The following is a 21,094-nucleotide window of genomic DNA, read 5'->3' as shown; positions in this document are numbered from 1 at the left end:
GCCGGCCACTTGATAGGCAAGCACTGACTTGCCTATTGTGTGGTTCGTGGCAGATGATGTTTTCAAGGCGCTGGCCGACTCCACTCGCCGGCGAATCCTTGACGAGCTGGCGGAACGAGACGGGCAATCCCTCTTCGAGATCTGCGCACGGTTGACGACCAAACACGGTCTGGGGCTGTCCCGCCAGGCGATCAGCCAGCACCTCGCCGTGCTGGAGTCCGTCGACCTGGTCCGGACTCGGCGCCAGGGCCGCTACAAATTCCACGATCTGAACACCGAACCGCTTGAGCGCATCGCTGTCCGGTGGCTCAGGCCGAAATCCCGGGAGAACAGCCCATGAGGATCCACCTGTCCAGTGTTTTCGTCGATGACCAGGACAAGGCCCTGCGTTTCTACACGGACGTACTGGGCTTCGTGAAGAAGACCGAGGTTCCCCTCGGCACGGACCGTTGGCTGACCGTGGTCTCGCCCGCGGACCCCGACGGCACGGAACTGCTGCTCGAACCCGATGGCCACCCGGCCGTCAAGCCGTACAAGACGGCGCTGGTCGAGGACGGTATTCCGGCCACATCCTTCGCCGTGGACGACGTACAGGCGGAGTTCACGCGGCTGAGCGGGCTGGGGGTGCGGTTCACCCAGGAGCCGGTGGAGATGGGCCCCGTCGTCACCGCGGTGCTGGACGACACCTGCGGCAACCTCATCCAGATCGCCCAGTACAAGTAGACCCCGACGCGGGGACCGGCCCTTTGTCCCGCCCAAGCCTCGCCGGCCCCCGAGCCTCGCCGGCCCCCCGAGCCTCAGCCGTCGTCCGGCGTCCGTCGTCCCTGCCCCGGCTCAGGCCGGGACAGGGGACTCTTTCGGAAGGCGCCGGGCCCAGAGATAGAGACCGGTCTCGGGCTGTCCTTCGGCTCCCTGCTCGGGGCAGAGGTTCAACTCGTCCACCCACAGCCCCGCCCGGCGGGCCCAGTCACCGAGATCTTCACGTCGGCACAGCGCGGGACGGTAGGTCGTGTCCATGAACCGCACCTCGTCGTCGGTGCGCCGCTCCGAGACGGCGACCAGCACCGTGCCGCCCGTGACCGTGAGATCCCGCAGTCTCTCCAGCGCGGCGATGAACGTGTCCGCGGGCAGGTCGACGAGGGCGTAGAAGCTCACCACAGCGTCGAACGGCCCGATATCCATGTCCTGGTCGAAGAGATCGGCCCTGACGAAGCGCGCTCCCGGAACCTGACGCCGTGCGTGGGCGAGCAGGCCCTCGGAGACATCGATCCCGGTGACGTCCATGCCGCCCTCGCACAACTGCCCGGCGGTGGGCAGTCCCGTGCCGCACCCAGCGTCCAGCACTCGGTCACCGGGATCCAGCCGGCTCATCAGGCGCTCGGCCGCCCGGATCTGAGACGTCTTCCTGCCGTCGAACGCTTTCTGATACCCGAGCCCCAGGGAGTCGAAGTACGCCGCCGCCTTCGCCGCCTGCGGCGCCAGCTGGACGATGTCCTCGGAACCTCCGTCCTGCGTCTGCCCCACGGTCCCTCCCCTCTCGTCGGCCGATCGCCGGTCGCTCCTGCTCTACCCGGCTTCCCCGAGGGCGCATTCCGCCCGATCGACACGATCACCTGAACGAGGGGTGGGCCCGGGACATCCGGGACCCGGGACATCCGGGACCCGGGACATCCGGGACCCGGGACATCCGGGACCCGGGATATCCGGGGCCCCACCTGGTTCGGGGCCCCCGTTCGGGGCCGGTGTCCTCAGCGGACGTCGACGTAGTCCTCACGACCGCTGGACGCGTAGTGCGTCTTCACCGTGTCGACGTAGCGCATCTGCCACGTGCCGTCCTGCTGCGCCGTGAACTGCTTGCTGAACGTGCCGTTGCTGAGGGTCGTGGCGCTGCCCAGCTCCTTCCAGGCCGCCCCCTTCGTGGCGGGCTTGAAGTAGACGCGGACCTTCTGGCCGGCGTACGCCTTCCAGGTGGAGCCGGACTTCTGCCTCAGCGTGCCCTTGGCCGTCAGCTTCGTGCCCTTGCGTACGCCCTCGGGCGTGACGTCGTCACTCCGGATCTCGGTGTACTGGCGGCCGAGCTTGTAGGCGCGGCTCTCCACGCCCGTGGCGCCCAGGTGGCGCAGGCGCCAGTAGCTGCCGGTCGAGCCCTTCAACGGAGCGGTCTGCTTGAACGCGGCCCCGTACGTGGCCGTGAACTGGCCCACGCTCGACCAGTTCTGGCCGTCAGAGGAGTGGTCGATGGAGACGCGCCCCGTCGTCCCGGCGGGGTACGAGCCCGACGTGACGCCCAGCTTGCCGCTGAAGGTGACCTTCCGGTACTTGTCCACAGCGGCTTCGACCGCCGAGAACGTGCTGGTCGCGGCCGTCTTGACCTGGAAGTCGTACGGGGATCCCGACTTCTCGAACCACGGCTCCTGGCCCAGCTCAAGGCGCGTGGCCCCGTACCGCGTGGCCGGGAAGGCTCCGGAGAAGGTGCCGTCGGCCTTGGTACTGGTGATGGGCCGGCCGTCGACCACGACGCCGACGCCGCCCGCCGGCTTCTCGGTGCCGTCGTCGGCCGTACGGGTCACCTTGCCGCGTGCGGGGACATCGCTGCCGTGGGGGGCCGTGACCGTACGGGCGGGGGCCTCCACCGCCAGTTTCAGCGGCTGCTTGCGCACCGCCACCGGGAACGACGCGTCGTTGCCCTGGAACGAGACGTCGAGCCGTTCGCTGGTCTCGTACCCGCTGAACTCGAAGGGCACGGAGAAGCGTCCCGTCTTGTCGACGGTCACTGTCCTGAAGTCCGGGGACTTGAACCAGGTGTAGACGCCGGCTCCCGCGAACGGTTTGATCTCGCGCGTGTTCGGGTCCTGCGCGAAGAGCGTGCCGTTCACCGTGACGACGCGGTGGTCGTACGACACCGACTGACGGTCGGCGGTGGCGGTCAGCTTCGGGGCGAGACCGTAGTTGACCTCACCGTTGTCGCGGTCGACGAGTTCGCCGGCCGTGCCTGCCCGGACCACGAGGTCCACGGTGTACACACCCAGCGCGGGCAGTTCGACCGGATCGGTCCAGAACTGCTGCTCCTCGCAGGCGGACGCGGTGGTGCAGCGCCCGGCGTCATTGAGGCCCAGCGTGGCGAGTACCGCGTCACCGCCCTTGGCGCGGACCCGGACAGTGACGTCGGACGGAAGCGAGTTCCGGTCCCAGTGCTCGTAGAGCACATGGATCTTGCCGTCCTTCTCGACGCTCCACGCGAACGACCGGAGGTTGACCTCCGCCGCCTGCGCGGCCGGCGCGGCGACCAGGGTGGATGCGGAGAGCGCGACGGCCGTGCCCACTACGGCCATGATCTTTCTCAAGGGTCCCCCATCGGAACATGCGGCATTGATCTACGGCACATTCGACCCTTGGTTTAGGGGGAAGGTTGTACGCGATGTCCGTCTGTGACGGACTACTGGTGGTCCGCCCAGACATAGGTCTCCGGCAGGAGCGCGGAGATCCGTACGGTGCGGAGCCGGTCGCCCGCGCCGACGATGACCTTCAGGTCCGGGAAGTAGTCGAACAGGAACTGCCGGCACCGGCCGCACGGCGGCGCCACCCCCCGGTCCCGGTCGCCCACCGCCACGATCGTGTCCAGGTCGTAGACGCCCCGCGCCGCCGCCGAGCCGACGAGGACCATTTCGGCGCAGGGGCCCCCGGTGAAGTGGTACGCGTTGATCGCGGTGACGACGCTGCCGTCGGCGGCGCGGGCCGCGGCGGCCATCGTGTGATGGTCGCCGCGGGACCTGGTCCTGGCGATCTCCGCCGCCGCCTCGATCAGTTCGTGGTCGACCGGCTCATCACCGACAGCGGGCGTACCGGGCACACCGGGCACCGGTGCGGAAGAAGTGGACATCAGTTACCGGTGACCGTGACCTTCTCGTCGTTGTTCAGCTGGTTCACCAGCTCCTTGACCTTGGCCTTGTCCCAGACCAGATTGCCGCCCACGCTGCCCGAGATCGGCATGTTCATGGACGTTCCGTCGCCGCCCGTGACGCCCTTCATCGCGAAGAACATCTGGCCCAGGGACCACAGCGACATGTCCTTGTCCACGATCAGCGTGTCCAGCCCGGCGCTCATCGTCGGATAGAACGCGAACGGGTTGAGGATCGTGCCGGGCGTCGCCGTCTGCGCGGCCAGGGCCGCGAGGAACTTCTGCTGGTTCTTCGTACGGTCCAGGTCGCTGTTGGCGAAGGCGTACCGCGTCCGTACGAAGGCGAGGGCCTGCTCGCCGTCCAGGGTCTGCTTGCCCGCCTGGAAGTCGGCGCCGGACTTCTTGTCCTTGAACGCCTTCGGGATGTCCAGCTCCACCCCGCCGATCGCGTCCACGATATTGGCGAAGCCCGCGAAGCCGATCTCGACGTAGTGGTCGATGTGCAGGCCGGTGTTGAACTCGACGGTACGGACGAGCAGTTCGGGGCCGTCCTCGGCGTATGCCGCGTTGAGCTTCGTCTGCCGGCCCGTGGCCGGGAACATCTTGCCGGACTCGGAGCCGCGGAACGACGGGATCGTCACGTTCGAGTCGCGCGGCAGCGAGATCAGCGTCGGACCGTTCGACCCGTCGTGCAGGATCATCATCGAGTCGGTGCGCTTGCCCTCGGCGGAGCCCGTGTGGAGCTTCTTCTTCTCCTCGTCGGACATGCCCTCGCGGCTGTCCGAGCCGACGATCAGATAGTTCGTGCCGTCGCCCGCCTCCGGCCGTTCGATGACCTTGGAGAGATCGACCTCGCGCTTGAGCTTCCCGTCCGCCCAGAAGTAGGTGCCGATGGAGACGACGAGGACCACCACGACCAGCGCCAGCGCGCCGACCTTGATACGGCGGCGCCAGTCCGGCGCCTGCCCCGGCCCGCGAGGGGCGCCGGGCGGCGGACCGCCGTAGCCGCCCTGTCCACCGCCGCCGCCGGCGGGCGAGCCGTAGACCTGGCCCGTGTTGTACCCGCTGTCGTACCCGGGCTCATGGCCCCGGTCGTACCCCTGGGACTGCTGAGGGACACCGCGGGGCTGCACGTGCGGCATCACGCGCGCGCCCTCGGGCTGCGCGCCCGCGCTGCCGCGCCCGTAGCGGTTGCTCCGCTCGCGGCGGTCGCCGGTCCATCCATCGGGCCAATCATTCATGCGGAACAGTGTGCCGGTCCGGGCCCCGCGCCAGACAGGGGAGGTGGGAAATCGGGTCGGTGCTGTTGCCAAGCTGATGCAATGCGGACCACGCCGGGGCACTGGTGTCGCCCAGGGTGACCACCCGGGCTCCCCCCGGGGTCCGGGAGAGCCCCCGCATAGGGTGGACGACATGACAGCTCAGGTCCCACCCCCGGATAGCGATATTCCGGGTAAGCCCACCTCCGCCTCGCGCACCACGCTCAGCCACATCATGACCGGCGGCGACACCAACCTCCTCGGTACGGTGCACGGCGGCGTGATCATGAAGCTGGTCGACGACGCGGCGGGCGCCGTCGCGGGACGCCACTCCGGCGGCCCCGCGGTCACCGCCTCGATGGACGAGATGGTCTTCCTCGTGCCGGTACGGGTCGGGGACCTCGTCCATGTCCGCGCCCAGGTCAACTGGACGGGGCGGTCCTCGATGGAGGTCGGCGTACGGGTCATGGCCGAGCGCTGGAACGAGTCCACCCCGGCGACCCAGGTCGGCAGCGCCTATCTGGTCTTCGCCGCCGTGGACGCGGACGGCAGGCCCCGGACCGTACCCCCGGTGATCCCGGAGACGGAGCGGGACAAGCGGCGCTTCCAGGAAGCGCAGATCCGGCGCACACACCGGCTCGCCCGGCGACGGGCGATCACGGAGCTTCGGGCGAAGCGCGCGGCGGAGGGCATCGACGACCACCGCTGATCAGCGGCGCACCCGGCTCCCCGGCTCCCCGGCTCCCCGGCTCCCCGGCTCCCCGGCTCCCCGGCGGCCCTGGCTACGGGCAGACCATCTGGTCGCCGGTCGTCGCGCCGAACCGGCCCTTGGGAGCGTCCTGCGCACGTACCGGCCTCACCGCCGTGAAGTCTGTGCCCGCCATCACCTTGAGCGTCGCGCCCTGCTGCTTCACCGCGCGCAGTTCGCTGCCTGGCAGCGCCGCCGCCAGGGACTTGGCCGAGCGGTCCCAGCGCGGGTCGTACATCACGACCGTGCGCCGCAGGTCCGGCCCGTCGGAGTTGAGCGGGGTACGGGTCGTGTTGAAACCGGCGGCGTGCAGACCGTCGTCGATCCGCTTGCCGAGTCCGTCCGTTCGCGTGCCGTTGTAGATCTGCACCCGGATGTCCTGCGGCATCACATCGACCGGCTCGGCGGACTCGGCCGGCTCGGCCGACTCGCCCTTCCCGGTCGGCTCCGCCTGTTTCGCCGACTCCCCTTGCTTCGCCGAGTCCGGTCCCGAGCCCGATTCCCGTCCCGAGCCCGATTCCCGTCCCGGCTCGGGCCCCGCGGCCGACTGCGGGGCCGCCGCCTCCGAGGCCGCCGGCGAGGCGGCCGGCCGCGGGGCCGCCGGTCCGTGCGCCGATGCCAGCGGTCTGTCCTCGCGCAGCGCGCGGAACAGCTCCCGCGACTTCACCGGATCCCACTTCACCGTGGCGCCGACCCCCTTGACCGAGACACCGTCACCGACCAGCGGCACCGACGTGAACTCCGACGAGGAGGGCGAGAAGCCGCGCATCGCCTCGTTGAGGGCGAGCAGCTGCTCCGTACCGAAACCCGCGTCCGCCCGTACCGAGGCGAGCATGGTCGAGGAGACCTCCTTGAACCGCACCGGGTTCAACAGGACTCCGCTGCTGGTGGCCCGCTCGATCAGAGCGGCCAGGAAGCGCTGCTGGCGCTGCATCCGTCCGAGGTCGGCCGCGCCGTCGATATGCCGCGACCGTACGTACTGGAGCGCCTGGCCGCCGTTCATGCTGTGCGTGCCCGGGGCCAGATCGAGCCCGGTGTACGAGTCCTTCAGCGCCCGGGGTGTACAGATCTCGACGCCGCCCAGGGCGTCCACCGTCTTCATGAAGCTGGTGAAGTCGACCTCCAGATAGTGGCTGATCTTCACCCCCGTCATGCGTTCGACGGTGCTGACCGTCAGATGCGGCCCGCCCTCCGCGTACGCCGCGTTGAGCTTCACCGCGTGCGGCTCATGACGTTTGCCGGTGGCCGCGTCGGTGTGTTCGGGAAGCTCCGCGTAACTGTCGCGCGGCACGCTCACGACGCTGGCGCGCTCACCGTTCGCGGACAGATGCACCAGCATGACCGTGTCGGTGCAGTGGCAGGGCTCGCCACCGAGCCGGTACTTCTGCCGCTCCTCCTCCGTGATCTTGTCACGGCCGTCCGTGCCGACCAGCAGGAGATTGAGACCGTGGCCCGCGGACGGGCGGTTCTTCATGTCCTTGAACGGATCGACCCGGTCGATGCCGGTGTCGAGGCTGGTCATCACCGCGTGGCCGATCCCGCCGGCCCCCAGAACGAGTACGGAGAGGGTCGTCGCCATCCGCATTCCCCAGCGTGGCCGCTGCGGTGTCCCCGGCCGCCGGGAGGGGGCCGGGCGGCGGGTGGTGCGGGGCGGCGTGGGCACGGGAAACACCTCCGCGTGAACAGGGATCGTGCGTGAAGGGGGTGGTGAGGGGACCGTGTGCACGGTAGGCCCATACGATCAGCGACACCGGGCCGCAACCGGGCGGCGCGCGTCGCTGTCCCCCGTTCGCGGTAACGTGGGCCGTCATACCGCCGCCGAAGGACCCTTGAAGGACCACATGCCTGCCCTGCCGCCCGCGGTCTCCGTGATCATGCCGGTGCTCAATGAGGAACGCCATCTGAGGAACTCCGTCCGGCACATCCTGGAGCAGGAGTACGACGGCGAGATGGAGGTGGTGATCGCGCTCGGCCCGTCCACGGACCGTACGGACGAGATCGCCGCGGAGCTGGTACGGGAGACCGCGTCCCATGAGCGCGCCCGCGTCAAGACGGTACCCAACCCGACCGGCCGCACCCCGGCCGCGCTGAACGCCGCGATCAAGGCGTCCAAGCACCCCGTCGTGGTACGGGTCGACGGGCACGGGATGCTCTCGCCGAACTACATCGCGACCGCCGTCCGGCTCCTGGAGGAGACGGGCGCGCAGAACGTCGGCGGCATCATGCACGCCGAGGGCGAGAACGACTGGGAGAACGCGGTCGCCGCCGCCATGACCTCGAAGATCGGCGTCGGCAACGCGGCGTTCCACACCGGAGGCGAGGCCGGGCCCGCCGAAACCGTGTATCTGGGTGTCTTCCGGCGTGAGGCGCTGGAGCGGCAGGGCGGCTACAACGAGGAGTTCATCCGCGCCCAGGACTGGGAGCTGAACTTCCGTATCCGCGAGTCGGGCGGCGCCATCTGGTTCTCGCCCGAGCTGCGCGTCCAGTACCGTCCGCGGCCCTCGGTCCGGGCGCTCGCCAAGCAGTACAAGGACTACGGGCGCTGGCGCCATGTCGTCGCCCGTTACCACTCGGGCTCGATCAATCTGCGCTATCTCGCCCCGCCGACGGCCGTCTGCGCCATCGCCGCGGGCATCCTGGTCGGCGCCCTGCTGACGCCCTGGGGCCTGGTCGTACCGGCCGGCTATCTCGCCGCGATCGCGGCGGGCTCCGTCCCGGCGGGCAAGGGACTGTCGCCGAAGGCCCGGCTACAGATCCCGGTGGCGCTGGCCACCATGCACATGTCGTGGGGTTACGGCTTTCTGACCAGCCCGCGGTCGCTGGCGAAGAAGGTCATCGCGAGCCGCCGCCCGGCCGCGCAGCCGGTCGAGGCGTAACTCGCCGACAGAGACATGAGCGCCGTCCGGCGGACCACCACCGGACGGCGCTCATGTCTCCGCGGAGCCTTCTAGAAGCGGTACGGCGCGTAGACGTCCATGCAGGCGTCCTTCTTCGCGCCGTTGAGCGCGTCCGCCGTGTCCGGGACGCCGCCCGCCTCCGGTTCGGCCTCCTTCGGGAAGGACGAGCCGCTGCGCCAGTCGGCGCCCACGACCACCGTGACCCCCGAGACGTCCGTCGACTTCGTCACCGACGTCAGCGGAATGCCGAGAGCCTTGGCCACCGCCTGGGCGTCCCCCTCCATGTCCGCGCTCGGATAGTTGACCGTGCTCGTCTCCTGCGGGGTCTGCCGCGAGTCGGCCTTGGCCAGGGTGTAGCCCTTGCCGTTGAGCGTGCTCGCGATATCGGCCGCGCGGCGCGGCACCGGGCTCTGCGCGCCGCCCGTGCCGTTGCGTACGATCACGCCGGTGTCGCCCGGCTCCGCCGACGGGTCCTTCGTGGCCGACTCGGCCGGCTTCTTCTTGCCGCTCTCCGCCTTGTCGCCGTTGCTGTCGAAGGCCACGTCGTCGCGGAGCATCGCCCACAGCTTGCGGGAGTCCGTCTCGGCCGCGACCAGATGGTTCACGTCCTGCGGATCCTGCACGGTCGGCATCGTCGTCATCGTGAGACGGTTCGTCGGCACGCTCTTGAGCTGCATGGCCAGATCGAACAGCTTCTTGACCGTGTCGATCTCCTCGGAGACCTCCAGCGACTTCGTAACCGCCTCCGCGAGACCGGTCAGCCGAGGGGTGTCGGTGAAGACACTCTGCGACTTGAGCGCGCGGATCATCGAGTTCATATACATGTGCTGGGCCTTGGCGCGGCCGAGGTCGCTCTCGAAGGCGTGCCGGGTACGCAGCCACTGGAGCGCCTGCTTGCCCTGGATCTGGTGCGTGCCCTTCGTGAGCTTCAGCCCCGAGCCTCCCGGGACGCCGGGCAGCGGCCGGTCCCAGACGTTGTCGTTGACGCAGACATCGACACCGCCTATCGCGTCGGCCATCTTCACGACGCCCGCGAAGTCGATCGTCATCCAGTGGTCGATATAGACGCCGGTCAGCTTCTCCCAGGTGGACAGGGTGCAGCCGGGGCCGCCGCGGGCCAGCGTCTCGTTGATGATGGCGTTGGTCCGCGGATAGGTCTTGCCGGTGTCGGCGTCCTTGCACTCCGGGATGTCGACCCGGGTGTCACGCGGGATGCTCACGACCGAGGCGTTCTTCCGGTCGGCGGAGACATGGACGAGCATCTGTACGTCGCCGAGCGGCGGGTTGCCCGCGGTGTCCTTGCTGCCGCCCAGTTTGACGTTCTCGGGGTCGGCCCGGCTGTCGGACCCGATGAGCAGGATGTTCAGTGGGGTCTGGCCAGCCGAGTTGGCCGCGGGCTTGTCCAGGCCGCTGGTGCCGTTGCTGCGCTCGCCGCTGCGGATATTGCTGTTGAGATGCCGGTAGTAGAGATAGCCGGCGCCGGCCGTCCCGAGCAGCAGCAGTGACAGCCCGGCGGCGACCCAGCGAAGTATTCGCCAGGGGCCGCGTTTCGCGCGTCCGCGCGCTCTGCCACCGCGCCCGCCCTTGCCGCGCCCGTTCTTACCGGGCCGGCCCGGGCCGGCGCTGTCGTCGTCGCCGCTCCCGTCTGCGTGTCCGCCGCCGGGGCCGCCCTCCGCGGGCGCGCCGTCCGGCCGTGCTCCCCCGCCGTCGTACAGGCTGTCGTCCCAGCCCAACTCCCCGGCGTGCGAGACGCCTTGGCGCGCCCCCTCCCGTCGTACGCTGCTCTGACCCATCCAGACTCCCTCTTCAGGCCGTCCGTATGGGCCGGCGCTCCGGCGTTACTTGGCGCAGACCTGCTTGTCCGCTTCCACTTTCTGCACACCTTCCGGCGCCTTCGCCGCTCCGGTGATGGGCACTCCCGCGCCCTTGAAGTCCTTTCCGAGGGTCAGCGTCATCGCCTCAAGCCCCTCGGCGTCCACGGTGCCCGGCTTCATCCCCGTGGCGGGCAGCCCCATCATCTCCGCGAGCGCCCGTGCCTGGTCGGCCTGGTTCGGCGCGTACTCCAGGGTCGTCTTGGCCACATCCGCGGGGGCGTTGCCCTTGTTGGTGGACTTCAGTACGCCCTCGGTGTTCTGCAGCCAGCTCAGCGTCTCCTGCGCGGAGCCCTGCGGACCACCGCCGTTGAACACATCGACCCGCACGTCGGACGCGTCGGCCTTGGTCCCCTTGAGGAGCGCTTCCTGCTTGCTCTTGGCGGCCTTCTGCGCCGCCTCCTCCTTCTGCTGCACCTCGGTGAGGGAGACATCGTTCTGCATCATCGAGAACAGCGGGTCGGCCTTGGCCTCATTGACCACCACCGTGGCCTTGACGACCTCCGCCGGATTGTCGAGCACCGGCAGCGTCGTGAAGGTGATGTTCTTCGGGTCGACCTTCGCCAGCTCCATGGCCAGATCGCTCAGCTTCTGGATGCTGCCGATGCCGGTGTCGACCGTCAGCGCGTCGGTCGCGGCCTCCGCCAGCTTGAACAGCTTGCTGGGGCTGGTGAGCGTGTCGCCCGACTTCATCTTCCGGATCATCGAGCTGAGGAACTGCTGCTGGGTCTCGATCCGGGTCAGGTCGCTCTCGTTGCCGAAGGCGTGCCGGGTACGGACGAAGGCGAGCGCCTGCTCGCCCTCGATGGTGTGGGTGCCCTTGCTCAGCTTGAGATGCGACTTCGGGTCGTCGACGTCCTTGGCCACACACACCTCCACACCGCCCACCGCGGTCGACATCGTCTTGACCGCGTTGAAGTCGGCCATCATGAAGTGGTCGACCGTGAGCCCGGTGAGCTCCTTGACCGTGAGCATCGTGCAGCCCGGGTCCCGCTCGTCCTGGCCGAGGCTGGTGTTGAAGCGCGCCTGCGAGGTGCCCGGGATGACCTTCTTGCCCTCGGAGGTGTTGGTCTCGCAGTCGGGGATGTCGGTGATCAGGTCACGCGGGATGGAGAGCACCGTCGCGTTCGTACGGTCCTTGGAGACATGGAACAGCAGGGTCGTATCGGCGTGGCCGACGCTTCCCGTGTCGCCGTATCCCTCGTTGCCCGCGCCGGTCCGCTTGTCCGTGCCGATCAGCAGGATATTGACGGGCTGGTCCTTCTTGAAGCCGCCACTGCCCGCGCCCTGCACGTCGATCGTGTCGATGTTGCCGTTGAAGTGCTGGTAGACGAAGTACCCGCCGACGGTGAGGCCCACGAGGAGGAACGCCATCACACCGCCGGTCCACACCAGCGCCTTCTTCTTGCGCGACTTCTGGGGCTTGCGCTTGCGGCGGCCGACGGCGGTGTTCGCCGCCTCGGCCTGGCCCTTTCCCGCGCGACGGCTCCGCTGGCCCGGTACGTTGGCGCGCGGCCCACCGCGACCGCGCCCCCCGGAACGGGGTTCCGTACGCGAATCCGCGCGGGATTCCACGCGCGGTTCTTCTCGCGTCCGCGGTCCCTCGTCGGCGGAAGGGCGCGCGGGCTCCTTGCGCGGAGCGCCCGCTCTTCTGGAGCCACGAGGCTGGGGGGCGGCGGGCGGCTGCCCTGTGGAGTGGTCCAGTCGCAGTTCGTAGTTACCGGTCTGCGGGTTGAGGACCCACTGGTCGGCGGGGTCGAATTCGTCCGCCTGTCCACGGCTATGCGCATCCACGGTTGCTTGAATCCTCCGTCGGTGCCACGCGAGGCGCCTTCCCCCGAAGACGCTCGGTCTTTCGATCCTGTAGTGCGCGACCTGGCGGCCGGATGCACCGGATCGCGTCACACTATCCGTCCAGTTCGACGTCGAGCGACGCCAGTGACAAATTCCTCATCCCTTACAAGCGGGCAATCTGCCCAATCTTCATGGACTGAAGAGCTGCCTTTGGGTCCGGCTTTACCCGCACATGCCCTCCGCGGCGTTTGAACCCTGGAAAGTGGGGGCCGGAGAAGGGCTCCCCGTCGCCGGGGTGCCGCTGCCGCCGTCGCTGCCATTCCCCGAAGTCTTCACGGAGTCGTCACTCTTCTCCTCGTTCTTCTTGTCCTGTGTGGCCGTCTCGTCCGGAGAGAGCGAAACGGGGTTGTCCTCGCGCAGCTGCTCGAAGAGGCTCTTCGCGGCGGGCTGGACGAGTTCGTCGCGATTCGGGTCCTGGACGTACGGCTGTCGCGGCACGGTCAGGAATTGCACCTTTTCCATCGGTACGCTCCGCATGGAGCGTGCCAGTTCGTAAAGGTCGCTGAGAGAGTTCAGCCCCGAGTCGGTGGTGAGGGACTTCGTCGCCGCGTCCAGCACCGGATAGAGCCGGGCCGGATTGAGCAGCACCCCATTGCTCTGCACCTTCTTGAAGAGCGCCCCCAGGAATCGCTGCTGGCGGTCCATGCGCTGGGTGTCACTGCCGTCGCCGATGCCATGGCGGGCCCGTACGAAGCCGAGGGCCTGCTCGCCGTCGAGGGTCTGCCGGCCCGCGGGCAGTTCGAGCCGTGCCTGGACGTCCTTGACCGGCTCGTCGAGGCAGACCTCGACCCCGTCCACCGCGTTCACCATGTCCGTGAAGCCGCTGAAGTCGACCACCATGTGGTGATCGACGCGGATGTCGGTGAGCTTCTCGACCGTACGGATCGTGCAGGCGGCACCGCCGGTCTCGAACGCCCAGTTGAACTGTGCGAACCGGGCCTGGCTCCGGGTGTCGTCGGGCTTGGCGCAGCTGGGTATCTCCACCATCAGGTCGCGCGGTATGGACATGGCCGTCGCGCTCTTCCGGTCCGCCGCGAGGTGCAGCAGGATCGTGGTGTCGGAGCGCTGCGAACCGCCGTCGTCCCGCCCGTACTTGCTGTTTCCGTCGCCGGAGCGGCTGTCGGAGCCGATGAGCAGGATGTTCTGCGCGTCGAGGGCGACCGGGGTGGGGCGTTCCTTCTCGTACGTGTGCAACTCGGCGGCCGCGGAGGTGTCGGTGGTGATGTTTCCGTCGAGCTTCCGGTAGAACCACCAGCCGGCTCCGGCGGTGGCCAGGATGGCGACGGAGGTACCCAGCGCGACCCAACGCAGCCAGTGGCGCTTGGGGTTGGGGCCCGCGGGCGGGGCGGCGGCTTCGGTGTCCTCGCCCTCGGGCCCGGGCGCTCCGGTCGACGGCTGTCTGCCGGACTCGGTGTCCGGTTCGGTCGCCGTGCCAGCACTGTCGGTCACGTCTGCGTCCATCCTTCAAGGCGTCGGCGACGCACTGGGTCGCCGGTTGCAGGGGTAGACGGGCGAGCACCGCGCTTGGTTGTGCCACGGGTCGCAGGTATCGCCGATCACGTAACCGAGGTTGAGCGACGACCCTGGATACAGGGTCCGTTATGTGCCGGATAATATGCTTTGTATGGGTGCTTTCTCAGGTGATTCTCAGCTGGAGCGCCCCCACTTCCGTACTTCCCGCGAGGGCGGGCAGGTTTGGCCGATAGAGGTCTTGCCCACCCGCCACGCGTCACATCGCCCTGTCGGTCACGCGTTCGCTCGTGACGCGCTGTTCGAGCGCCTCCGCCGACAGCTTCCCGGGATTACGGCAGAGCACAACGGATCCGCCCGCCGCCAGCGGCGCGTACAGCCCGGCCGACAGCCCGTCCCAACTGTCGTACGCCAGCCCCGACAGCAGCCGCGAGCCCGGCGTGAGACCGCGCTCCACGGCGTCCGCGCCCGCGCGCGCCACGAGTTGGGCCGCGGACAGCTCCGTACCGCCGACGATCAGCGCGGACTCGTCCGGATCCACCGGCGCGAACGGCGCGAACTGGTCGCCCTGGCCCGGCACCTCGACCGCGTAGTCCACGAAGCCCTCGGGCGGCTGCGGAAAACGGCCGCCCAGCGGACGCAGCGCGAGCGCCACCCGCTCGCCATGACACGCGCGCGCCGCGTCCAGTGTGTCCGGGCCGCTGACCACCAGATCGGCGTCGGCCGGATCACCACCGATCTCGACCGTCACACCGACCGAGGAACAGGCGAGCAGCCACACCGCGCTCTGCCAGTGCGCGGGAAGCAGCAGTGCGAGCCGGTCGCCGGGCGCGGCGGCGAGATCACCCTGGAGCAGATTCGCGGTCTTGGACACCCAATTGGCGAAGGTGGCCACGGACAATTCGACGCGTTCACCGGTGGCATCGTCGTAGAACGTGACCAAGGGGCGGGCCGGGTCTGTGGCGAGAGCGGATCGCAGCAGGTCGGCGGGGGTACGGTCGCTGGAGTTCACCCGGGAAAGGGTACGCCGGGGAGCCGGACGGCCGCCGCCGTACCGGTGACGGGGTACACCGGTTGGACCGACGGGCCGTCAGTTTTCCCGACGGGCGTGGTGGTCGGGTCGCACCCAGGATCGGCACATGCGTGCCTCACTTGTAACCTCGATCGGCGTCGCGTGCACCGCCGCCCTGGTCCTCCCGCTCTCCCCGTCGGGCGCGATGGCCGCCCCACAAGTCCCACAGGCCACACAGCACACGGGGACGCCCGCCGAACCGGGCTCCACCCAGTCGCTCCCCCTGAGCGCGGTCGGCTCGGACCGGTCCTTGGGCGCCGCCGCGGAACAGGGCGTGACCCGGCGCGACGTCAGTCCCTTCTCGCTGCTCGGAGTGGTCTGGGACGACGCCGACGCCGAACTTCACGGCACGGTCCAGGTCCGTACCCGCGCGGCCGGTTCACACCTCTGGTCCGACTGGCAGGAGCTGGAGACGCACAACCACGAGCACGGCGCCGACCTCGGTACGACGGAGGGGGACTCGGGCCACACACGCGGCTCCACCGCCCCGCTCTGGGTCGGTGGCTCGGACGGTGTGGAACTGCGCGTACGGGCCGCCGAGGAGGACGGGAGCGGACGGACACACGCACCGCTGCCGCGCGGGCTACGGCTCGAACTGATCGACCCGGGAGAGGATCCCCAAGGCGCTCAGGACGCCCAGGGCGACAGCGAGCCCGTACCCGACACCGCCATCTCCCCCGAGGGCAGCGGCGATTGGCCCGCACCCGAGGACGCGTACGCGCCGCCGACCAGGGCCGGCACACCGCCCGGTCTCCCCGGCTCCGCGAGGTCGTACGCCGGACCGCGCCCGCGCATCATCTCGCGCAAGGGCTGGGGCGCGGACGAGAGGCTCCGCGAGAAGCAGCTCGGATACTCAAGGACCGTCAAGGTGGCCTTCGTCCACCACAGCGCCACGGGCAACAACTACAGCTGCAAGCAAGCGGCCTCCGTCCTGCGCGGTATCTACCGCTACCACGTCAAGAGCAGTGGCTGGCGCGACATCGGCTACAACTTCGCCATCGACAAGTGCGGAAACGTCTACGAAGGCCGCGCCGGGGGAGTGACGAGGCCCGTACGGGGCGCCCACACCCTCGGTTTCAACACCAACAGCGTGGGCATCGCCGTCCTCGGAACGTACGGCGGCACGAATCCGCGTACCGCCGCGACGACCGCCGTCGCCAAGCTCGCCGCGTGGAAGCTCGGACTGCACGGCGTCAACGCACGCGGCAAGGTCACGCTGACATCCGGGGGCAGCGGAAAGTACGGCAAGGGCAGAAAGGTCAGGCTCAACGCCATCTCCGGGCACCGGGACGGATTCTCCACCGACTGCCCGGGAAACCGGCTCTACGGGAAGCTCAGCGCCGTACGCAAGTCGGCGGGCGGATACCAGCGCCGCTGACGCGAGCGGTCGCGAACACTGGTCGGTTCTGTGTGCGCGTACGTGTATGCATGTACGGACGGAAGCGCCGACCCCAGCAGGAAGCGGAGACGACACGGTGACAGAAGCGATCCTCCTGGTCGGCGGCAAGGGCACCCGGCTACGGCCGCTCACCGCCCGCACCCCCAAGCCGATGGTGCCGGCCGCCGGCGTCCCGTTCCTCACGCACCAGCTGGCACGGGCGCGCGCGGCGGGCGTCGAACACATCGTCCTCGCGACGTCCTATCTCGCCGAGGTCTTCGAGCCGTACTTCGGCGACGGTTCGTCCCTCGGTCTGAGCCTGGAGTACGTGACCGAGCGGGATCCGCTCGGTACGGGAGGCGCCATCCGGAACGTCGCCTCCCGGCTGCACTCCGGGCCCGACGACCCGGTGCTGATCTTCAACGGCGACATCCTGACGGGCCTCGACATCAGGGCGCTCGTGCGGACCCACGCGTCGTCCGGCGCGGAGGTCTCGCTGCATCTGACACGCGTCGAGGACCCACGCGCCTACGGTCTGGTGCCGACCGACGCGAACGGGCGGGTGACGGCCTTCCTGGAGAAGCCGCAGACGCCCGAGGAGATCGTCACCGACCAGATCAACGCGGGCGCCTATGTGTTCCGGCGCTCGGTGATCGACTCCATTCCCGAGGGCCGGCCGGTCTCGGTGGAACGGGAGACCTTCCCGGACCTGCTGGCCGCGGGCGCGCATCTCCAGGGCATGGTCGACTCCACGTACTGGCTGGACCTGGGCACCCCCCAGGCGTTCGTCCGCGGCTCGGCGGACCTCGTCCTCGGCCGCGCCCCGTCCCCGGCGGTCCCGGGCCAGTGCGGCGAACGCCTGATCCTGCCCACGGCCACGGTCGCCCCGGACGCCAAGCTCACCGGCGGCACGGTGATCGGCCAGGCCGCCCTGATCGGCGACGGCGCGCGCGTCGCGGGCAGCGCGATCCTGGACGGCGCGATCGTGGAACCGGGCGCGGTGATCACGAACTCGCTGATAGGCACGGGGGCGCGGGTGGGGGCGCGGGCGGTGCTGTCGGATGTGGTGGTGGGGGACGGCGCGGTGGTGGGAGCGGACAATGAGCTGAGGCAGGGGGTGCGGGTGTGGTGCGACGCGGTGCTGCCGGCGGGGGCGGTGCGGTTCTCCTCCGACGTGTAGGTCCGCTGACGTGTAGGTCTGCGCGGTGAGCCTTCCGGCGGGGGCCGTTGTCCACATGTACCCGCACCTCGCCGGAGGCGCGTCGCCGGAGGTGCACCGTCGGACGGCGAAACGGCGAACCCTTAGTCTCGGGGGTGACCCCGACGCCCCGAGGACCGTGACCGTGGCTGGACGCTTCGCACAACGACCCGTACCCGCTCCCCGCCGCGGGCCCACGACGCACACCGATCACGGCCCCGGGCTGCGTCGCCGGTGGACGCCCCCCGACCCCTACGACCTCGGGCTCGTGCTCGGGCCGCTCAGGCGTGGACCCGCCGATCCGACCTTTCGCGCGTACCCGGACGGTTCCGTGTGGCGGGCCTCCCGGACGCCCGCCGGGCCCGGCACGTTGCGGGTCGTGCGCAGTGGTGGCGTCGTGGAGGCCGAGGCGTGGGGCGAAGGCGCCGCGTGGATGCTGGAGCAGCTCCCGGAGCTGCTCGGCGCGGGCGACGACCCGGACGCGTTCGTCCCCAGGCACCGTCTCGTCGTCGAGGCCCAGCGGCGTCGGCCGGGCCTGCGGCTCTGCCGCACCGGGCTGGTGCTGGAGTCGCTGATCCCGTCCGTGCTGGAGCAGAAGGTCACCACCGTCGAGGCATACCGCGCCTGGCGGATCCTGGTGCGCGAGCACGGCGAGCCCGCCCCGGGGCCGGCCCCGGGACCCGCGCACGAGCGGCTGTACGTCATGCCCGACGCCCGGACCTGGGCGCTGATCCCGTCCTGGGAGTGGCACAAGGCAGGTGTCGACGCCAAGCGCTCCTCGACGATCCTGCGCGCCGTCCGGGTCGCGCGCCGGATGGAGGAGGCCGCGGCGATGGAGCCGGAGCGCGCCGCCGCCCGGCTGGAGCTGATCCCCGGGATCGGCCCGTGGACCGCCGCCGAGGTCGTGCAGCGTTCCAACGGCGCCCCCGACGCGGTCACCGTCGGCGATCTTCATCTCCCCGGCATCATCGGCCACGCGCTCGCGGACGACCGGGACGCCGATGACGCGGCGATGCTCGAACTCCTCGCCCCGTACGCGGGTCAGCGGCACCGCGCGACCCGGCTGATCCTGCTCAGCGGCCGGACCCCGGCCCGCCGGGCGCCCCGGATGGAGGTCCGGAACATCGCCCGGCTGTGAGAACCCGGCTGTGAGAACCCGGATGTGCAAAGACCGGTTACCGCGAAGACCGGCTATCGCACCGTGAGGAAGGACTCCGGCGACCGCGCCGGGCGGTCCTTCGGCGGAGCTGCCGCGTGGCCCACCGCCACCGCGCCCATCGGGTCCCAGTCCGCCGGCAGGTCGAGCACGTCCCGTACGACATCCCGGCAGAACATCGTCGAGGAGACCCACGCGGAGCCGAGCCGCTCACCCGCCAGCGCCACCAGGAAGTTCTGCACGCCCGCGCCCATGGCGACCACGAACATCTCCCGCTCCGCGCCGTCGCGCCGGGCGTCGCCGTAGGTGTGCGCGCCGTCGGTCACCAGGCACGGCACCACCAGATACGGCGCCTTGCGCAGAAGGTCGCCGCGGCGTACCCGTTTGGCGATGGACTCCTCCGGCTTGCCGTCACGGCGCAGGTCCGCGACCCAGGCGTCGCGCATGGCGTCGAGGAGGCGCAGCCGCGACGCGGGTGACTCCAGGAGGACGAACCGCCACGGTGTCGTGTGATGCGGCGCCGGGGCGGTGACGGCGGCCGAGATCGCGCGCCGTACCGCGCCCGGGTCGACCGGCTCGTCCGTGAACTCCCGGACCGTACGGCGCTGGGTGACCGCTTCCCGTACCGCCTCGGACGTGCCGAGCCGGAACATGTCGTCGGCGGCGACCCGCACCATCGCCCGCGCGTCCGTCTCCGTGTCGCCGACGAGGTGGCCCAGGCCGCTCACGACGGCGACCGGCAGCCCCTCGGCCTTGCCTTTCACCAGGTCACCGGCGGCGGCCAGTTCGTCGGCGAGGGCGATGACGGTCGCGTTCAGCGGATTGCCCTGGGCATCGGTACCGCCGCGCAGATCCTCCAGCACGCGCACGCCCGCGGCCCCGATCGCCACATCGGTGAGGCCGTTGCGCCAGGGCCGCCCGAACGTGTCGGTGACGATCACCCCGACGTCCACACCGAGCGCGTCCCGCAGCCCCTCCCGTATCGCCCGGGCGGAGGCGTCGGAGTCCTCCGGCAGCAACAGCACTGTTCCGGCGGTGGTGTTGGAGGCGTCGACCCCGGCCGCCGCCATGACCAGACCCTGCTTGTTCTCGACGATACGGAGGGGCCCGCGCCGCGCGACGACCCGTACGGTCTCCGCGTCGATGGCCGCCTCACGGTCCGTGGCCGTGAGTATCCGGCCCTCCGCCTTGGAGACGATCTTCGAGGTGACCAGCAGGACATCGCCGTCCACCAGCCCGGGCCCGGCGGCCACCATCAGCTTGACGAGGTCGTCGCCCGGCCGGACCTCCGGCAGTCCTGGCAGGGCACGGACGCGGTACGACGTCATGCCCGTACCTCCTCGGCCAGCGCCAGCGCCTCACGGGCCATCGCGGCGGTCGCGTCCAGGTCCGTCATCATCAGGGGGACGGCCCGGCTGCGGATCCCCGCGCTCTCGATCCCGGCCACGGCCGCGGAGTCCACGGTGTCGACCAGCCAGCCGTCGAGCAGCCCCGAGCCGTAGTGCAGGGCGACGGCCTGGGCCGTCGCCTCGACGCCGATCGCGGCGAGCACCTTGTCGGCCATCCCGCGCACCGGCGCGTTCCCGACGATGGGGGAGAGGCCGACGACCGGGACGCCCGCCTCGGCGATGGCCTCCCGGATACCCGGCACGGCCAGGATCGTGCCGATGCTGACCACGGGGTTGGACGGCGGGAAGAGGATGACGTCGGCCGCGGCGATCGCCTCCAGCACCCCCGGCGCCGGCTTGGCCTGGTCGGCGCCGACCGGGACGACCGCCTGGGCGGCCACGGACGCCCGCATCTTCACCCAGTACTCCTGGAAGTGCACGGCCTTGCGCTCGCCGTCCACATCGACGGCGACATGCGTCTCGACGCGGTCGTCGGACATGGGCAGCAGCCGTACGCCGGGCTTCCAGCGGGCACAGAGCGCCTCGGTGACGGCGCTCAGCGGATAGCCCGCGCCGAGCATCTGCGTACGGACGATATGCGTGGCGAAGTCGCGGTCGCCGAGGCCGAACCACTCGGGGCCCACGCCGTACGCCGCCAGCTCGGTCTTGACCTGGAACGTCTCGTCCGTACGTCCCCAGCCCTGTTCTTCATTGATGCCACCGCCGAGGGTGTACATCACCGTGTCGAGGTCGGGGCAGACCTTCAGCCCGAACAGATGGATGTCGTCACCGGTGTTGCCGATCACCGTGACGTCCGCGTCCGGCGCGGCCTGCTTGAGGCCGCGGAGGAAACGGGCGCCGCCGATACCGCCGGCCAGAACCACAATGCGCATGCCCCAAAGGAT

18 protein-coding genes are annotated in these 21,094 nt (G+C 70.0%); 7 read left to right on the top strand and 11 right to left on the bottom strand.

What is annotated here, in order from left to right:
- Window positions 1-46 precede the first annotated feature (46 nt).
- Together AB0M67_RS37530 and AB0M67_RS37525 are read left to right on the top strand one after the other, a co-directional pair.
- Window positions 47-340 (top strand): metalloregulator ArsR/SmtB family transcription factor, encoded by a 294-nt coding sequence (locus AB0M67_RS37530; protein WP_365752119.1) that lies wholly within the window; start codon window positions 47-49, stop codon window positions 338-340.
- The gene (locus AB0M67_RS37525) at window positions 337-723 is read left to right on the top strand and encodes a VOC family protein (protein ID WP_365752117.1); all 387 of its coding nucleotides are present in this window, start codon (window positions 337-339) and stop codon (window positions 721-723) included. The genes AB0M67_RS37530 and AB0M67_RS37525 overlap by 4 nt, the downstream gene beginning before the upstream one ends.
- Before the next feature lie 111 nt (window positions 724-834).
- Here AB0M67_RS37525 and AB0M67_RS37520 read toward each other — a convergent pair whose 3' ends face one another.
- The 4 genes from AB0M67_RS37520 to AB0M67_RS37505 all read right to left on the bottom strand — a co-directional run bounded on the left by AB0M67_RS37520 (window position 835) and on the right by AB0M67_RS37505 (window position 5,139).
- Window positions 835-1,524, bottom strand: a complete 690-nt coding sequence (locus AB0M67_RS37520) for a class I SAM-dependent methyltransferase (RefSeq protein ID WP_365752115.1) — start codon at window positions 1,522-1,524, stop codon at window positions 835-837.
- A 224-nt stretch (window positions 1,525-1,748) separates the two neighbouring features.
- The gene (locus AB0M67_RS37515) at window positions 1,749-3,344 is read right to left on the bottom strand and encodes a hypothetical protein (protein ID WP_365752114.1); all 1,596 of its coding nucleotides are present in this window, start codon (window positions 3,342-3,344) and stop codon (window positions 1,749-1,751) included.
- Window positions 3,345-3,436: 92 nt separating this feature from the next.
- Window positions 3,437-3,880: a cytidine deaminase gene (locus AB0M67_RS37510; RefSeq protein WP_365752112.1), complete on the bottom strand. Its 444-nt coding sequence runs from the start codon at window positions 3,878-3,880 to the stop codon at window positions 3,437-3,439.
- Window positions 3,880-5,139, bottom strand: coding sequence for an LCP family protein (locus AB0M67_RS37505; RefSeq protein ID WP_365752111.1), 1,260 nt, complete (start codon window positions 5,137-5,139; stop codon window positions 3,880-3,882). The genes AB0M67_RS37510 and AB0M67_RS37505 overlap by 1 nt, the downstream gene beginning before the upstream one ends.
- A 172-nt stretch (window positions 5,140-5,311) precedes the next feature.
- Between AB0M67_RS37505 and AB0M67_RS37500 the strand changes: the two genes are divergently transcribed.
- Window positions 5,312-5,866 carry an acyl-CoA thioesterase gene (locus tag AB0M67_RS37500; protein ID WP_365752110.1) on the top strand — a complete coding sequence of 185 codons (555 nt, stop codon included), beginning with the start codon at window positions 5,312-5,314 and terminating at the stop codon, window positions 5,864-5,866.
- Between the two features lie 73 nt (window positions 5,867-5,939).
- On the opposite strand, the gene AB0M67_RS37495 is transcribed toward AB0M67_RS37500, so the two are convergent.
- Window positions 5,940-7,490 carry an LCP family protein gene (locus tag AB0M67_RS37495; RefSeq protein ID WP_365752172.1) on the bottom strand — a complete coding sequence of 517 codons (1,551 nt, stop codon included), beginning with the start codon at window positions 7,488-7,490 and terminating at the stop codon, window positions 5,940-5,942.
- Between the two features lie 256 nt (window positions 7,491-7,746).
- Here AB0M67_RS37495 and AB0M67_RS37490 point away from each other — a divergent pair, with 256 nt between their 5' ends.
- Complete coding sequence (locus AB0M67_RS37490; RefSeq protein WP_365752109.1) at window positions 7,747-8,781, top strand: glycosyltransferase family 2 protein; 1,035 nt, start codon at window positions 7,747-7,749, stop codon at window positions 8,779-8,781.
- A gap of 71 nt (window positions 8,782-8,852) precedes the next feature.
- Here the strand turns inward: AB0M67_RS37490 and AB0M67_RS37485 are convergent, their stop codons facing one another.
- The 4 genes from AB0M67_RS37485 to AB0M67_RS37470 all read right to left on the bottom strand — a co-directional run bounded on the left by AB0M67_RS37485 (window position 8,853) and on the right by AB0M67_RS37470 (window position 15,009).
- Complete coding sequence (locus AB0M67_RS37485) at window positions 8,853-10,595, bottom strand: LCP family protein (RefSeq protein WP_365752107.1); 1,743 nt, start codon at window positions 10,593-10,595, stop codon at window positions 8,853-8,855.
- 45 nt (window positions 10,596-10,640) lie between these two features.
- On the bottom strand, window positions 10,641-12,467 hold the full coding sequence (locus AB0M67_RS37480; RefSeq protein WP_365752106.1) for an LCP family protein: 1,827 nt from the start codon (window positions 12,465-12,467) through the stop codon (window positions 10,641-10,643).
- A 222-nt stretch (window positions 12,468-12,689) separates the two neighbouring features.
- Window positions 12,690-13,988 (bottom strand): LCP family protein, encoded by a 1,299-nt coding sequence (locus tag AB0M67_RS37475; RefSeq protein ID WP_365752105.1) that lies wholly within the window; start codon window positions 13,986-13,988, stop codon window positions 12,690-12,692.
- 268 nt (window positions 13,989-14,256) lie between these two features.
- Window positions 14,257-15,009, bottom strand: coding sequence for a TIGR03089 family protein (locus AB0M67_RS37470; protein ID WP_365752104.1), 753 nt, complete (start codon window positions 15,007-15,009; stop codon window positions 14,257-14,259).
- Between the two features lie 127 nt (window positions 15,010-15,136).
- Between AB0M67_RS37470 and AB0M67_RS37465 the strand changes: the two genes are divergently transcribed.
- The 3 genes from AB0M67_RS37465 to AB0M67_RS37455 all read left to right on the top strand — a co-directional run bounded on the left by AB0M67_RS37465 (window position 15,137) and on the right by AB0M67_RS37455 (window position 18,783).
- Window positions 15,137-16,447, top strand: coding sequence for an N-acetylmuramoyl-L-alanine amidase (locus tag AB0M67_RS37465; protein WP_365752102.1), 1,311 nt, complete (start codon window positions 15,137-15,139; stop codon window positions 16,445-16,447).
- Window positions 16,448-16,544: 97 nt separating this feature from the next.
- Window positions 16,545-17,627 (top strand): NDP-sugar synthase, encoded by a 1,083-nt coding sequence (locus AB0M67_RS37460; RefSeq protein ID WP_365752100.1) that lies wholly within the window; start codon window positions 16,545-16,547, stop codon window positions 17,625-17,627.
- 241 nt (window positions 17,628-17,868) lie between these two features.
- A complete protein-coding gene (locus tag AB0M67_RS37455; RefSeq protein ID WP_365752170.1) occupies window positions 17,869-18,783 on the top strand; it encodes a DNA-3-methyladenine glycosylase 2 family protein in 915 nt (304 codons plus the stop codon).
- A 53-nt stretch (window positions 18,784-18,836) separates the two neighbouring features.
- On the opposite strand, the gene AB0M67_RS37450 is transcribed toward AB0M67_RS37455, so the two are convergent.
- Together AB0M67_RS37450 and cofD are read right to left on the bottom strand one after the other, a co-directional pair.
- Window positions 18,837-20,129 carry a coenzyme F420-0:L-glutamate ligase gene (locus tag AB0M67_RS37450; protein ID WP_365752099.1) on the bottom strand — a complete coding sequence of 431 codons (1,293 nt, stop codon included), beginning with the start codon at window positions 20,127-20,129 and terminating at the stop codon, window positions 18,837-18,839.
- On the bottom strand, window positions 20,126-21,082 hold the full coding sequence (gene cofD, locus AB0M67_RS37445; protein ID WP_365752097.1) for a 2-phospho-L-lactate transferase: 957 nt from the start codon (window positions 21,080-21,082) through the stop codon (window positions 20,126-20,128). Before cofD ends, AB0M67_RS37450 begins: the two co-directional genes overlap by 4 nt.
- Between the last annotated feature and the right edge of the window lie 12 nt (window positions 21,083-21,094).

The organism is Streptomyces sp. NPDC051662 (assembly GCF_040681655.1).
GTDB lineage: Bacteria > Actinomycetota > Actinomycetes > Streptomycetales > Streptomycetaceae > Streptomyces.
This window is presented reverse-complemented; position numbering and strand designations above follow the sequence as displayed.

What these genes read in the sequence shown, in the direction of transcription:
- AB0M67_RS37525 (WP_365752117.1), top strand. Translation starts at nt 337, where the DNA reads ATGAGGATCCACCTGTCCAGTGTTTTCGTCGATGACCAGGACAAGGCC.
- AB0M67_RS37510 (WP_365752112.1), bottom strand. Translation starts at nt 3,880, where the DNA reads ATGTCCACTTCTTCCGCACCGGTGCCCGGTGTGCCCGGTACGCCCGCT.
- AB0M67_RS37505 (WP_365752111.1), bottom strand. Translation starts at nt 5,139, where the DNA reads ATGAATGATTGGCCCGATGGATGGACCGGCGACCGCCGCGAGCGGAGC.
- AB0M67_RS37500 (WP_365752110.1), top strand. Translation starts at nt 5,312, where the DNA reads ATGACAGCTCAGGTCCCACCCCCGGATAGCGATATTCCGGGTAAGCCC.
- AB0M67_RS37495 (WP_365752172.1), bottom strand. Translation starts at nt 7,490, where the DNA reads ATGCGGATGGCGACGACCCTCTCCGTACTCGTTCTGGGGGCCGGCGGG.
- AB0M67_RS37490 (WP_365752109.1), top strand. Translation starts at nt 7,747, where the DNA reads ATGCCTGCCCTGCCGCCCGCGGTCTCCGTGATCATGCCGGTGCTCAAT.
- AB0M67_RS37485 (WP_365752107.1), bottom strand. Translation starts at nt 10,595, where the DNA reads ATGGGTCAGAGCAGCGTACGACGGGAGGGGGCGCGCCAAGGCGTCTCG.
- AB0M67_RS37475 (WP_365752105.1), bottom strand. Translation starts at nt 13,988, where the DNA reads ATGGACGCAGACGTGACCGACAGTGCTGGCACGGCGACCGAACCGGAC.
- AB0M67_RS37465 (WP_365752102.1), top strand. Translation starts at nt 15,137, where the DNA reads ATGCGTGCCTCACTTGTAACCTCGATCGGCGTCGCGTGCACCGCCGCC.
- AB0M67_RS37450 (WP_365752099.1), bottom strand. Translation starts at nt 20,129, where the DNA reads ATGACGTCGTACCGCGTCCGTGCCCTGCCAGGACTGCCGGAGGTCCGG.
- cofD (WP_365752097.1), bottom strand. Translation starts at nt 21,082, where the DNA reads ATGCGCATTGTGGTTCTGGCCGGCGGTATCGGCGGCGCCCGTTTCCTC.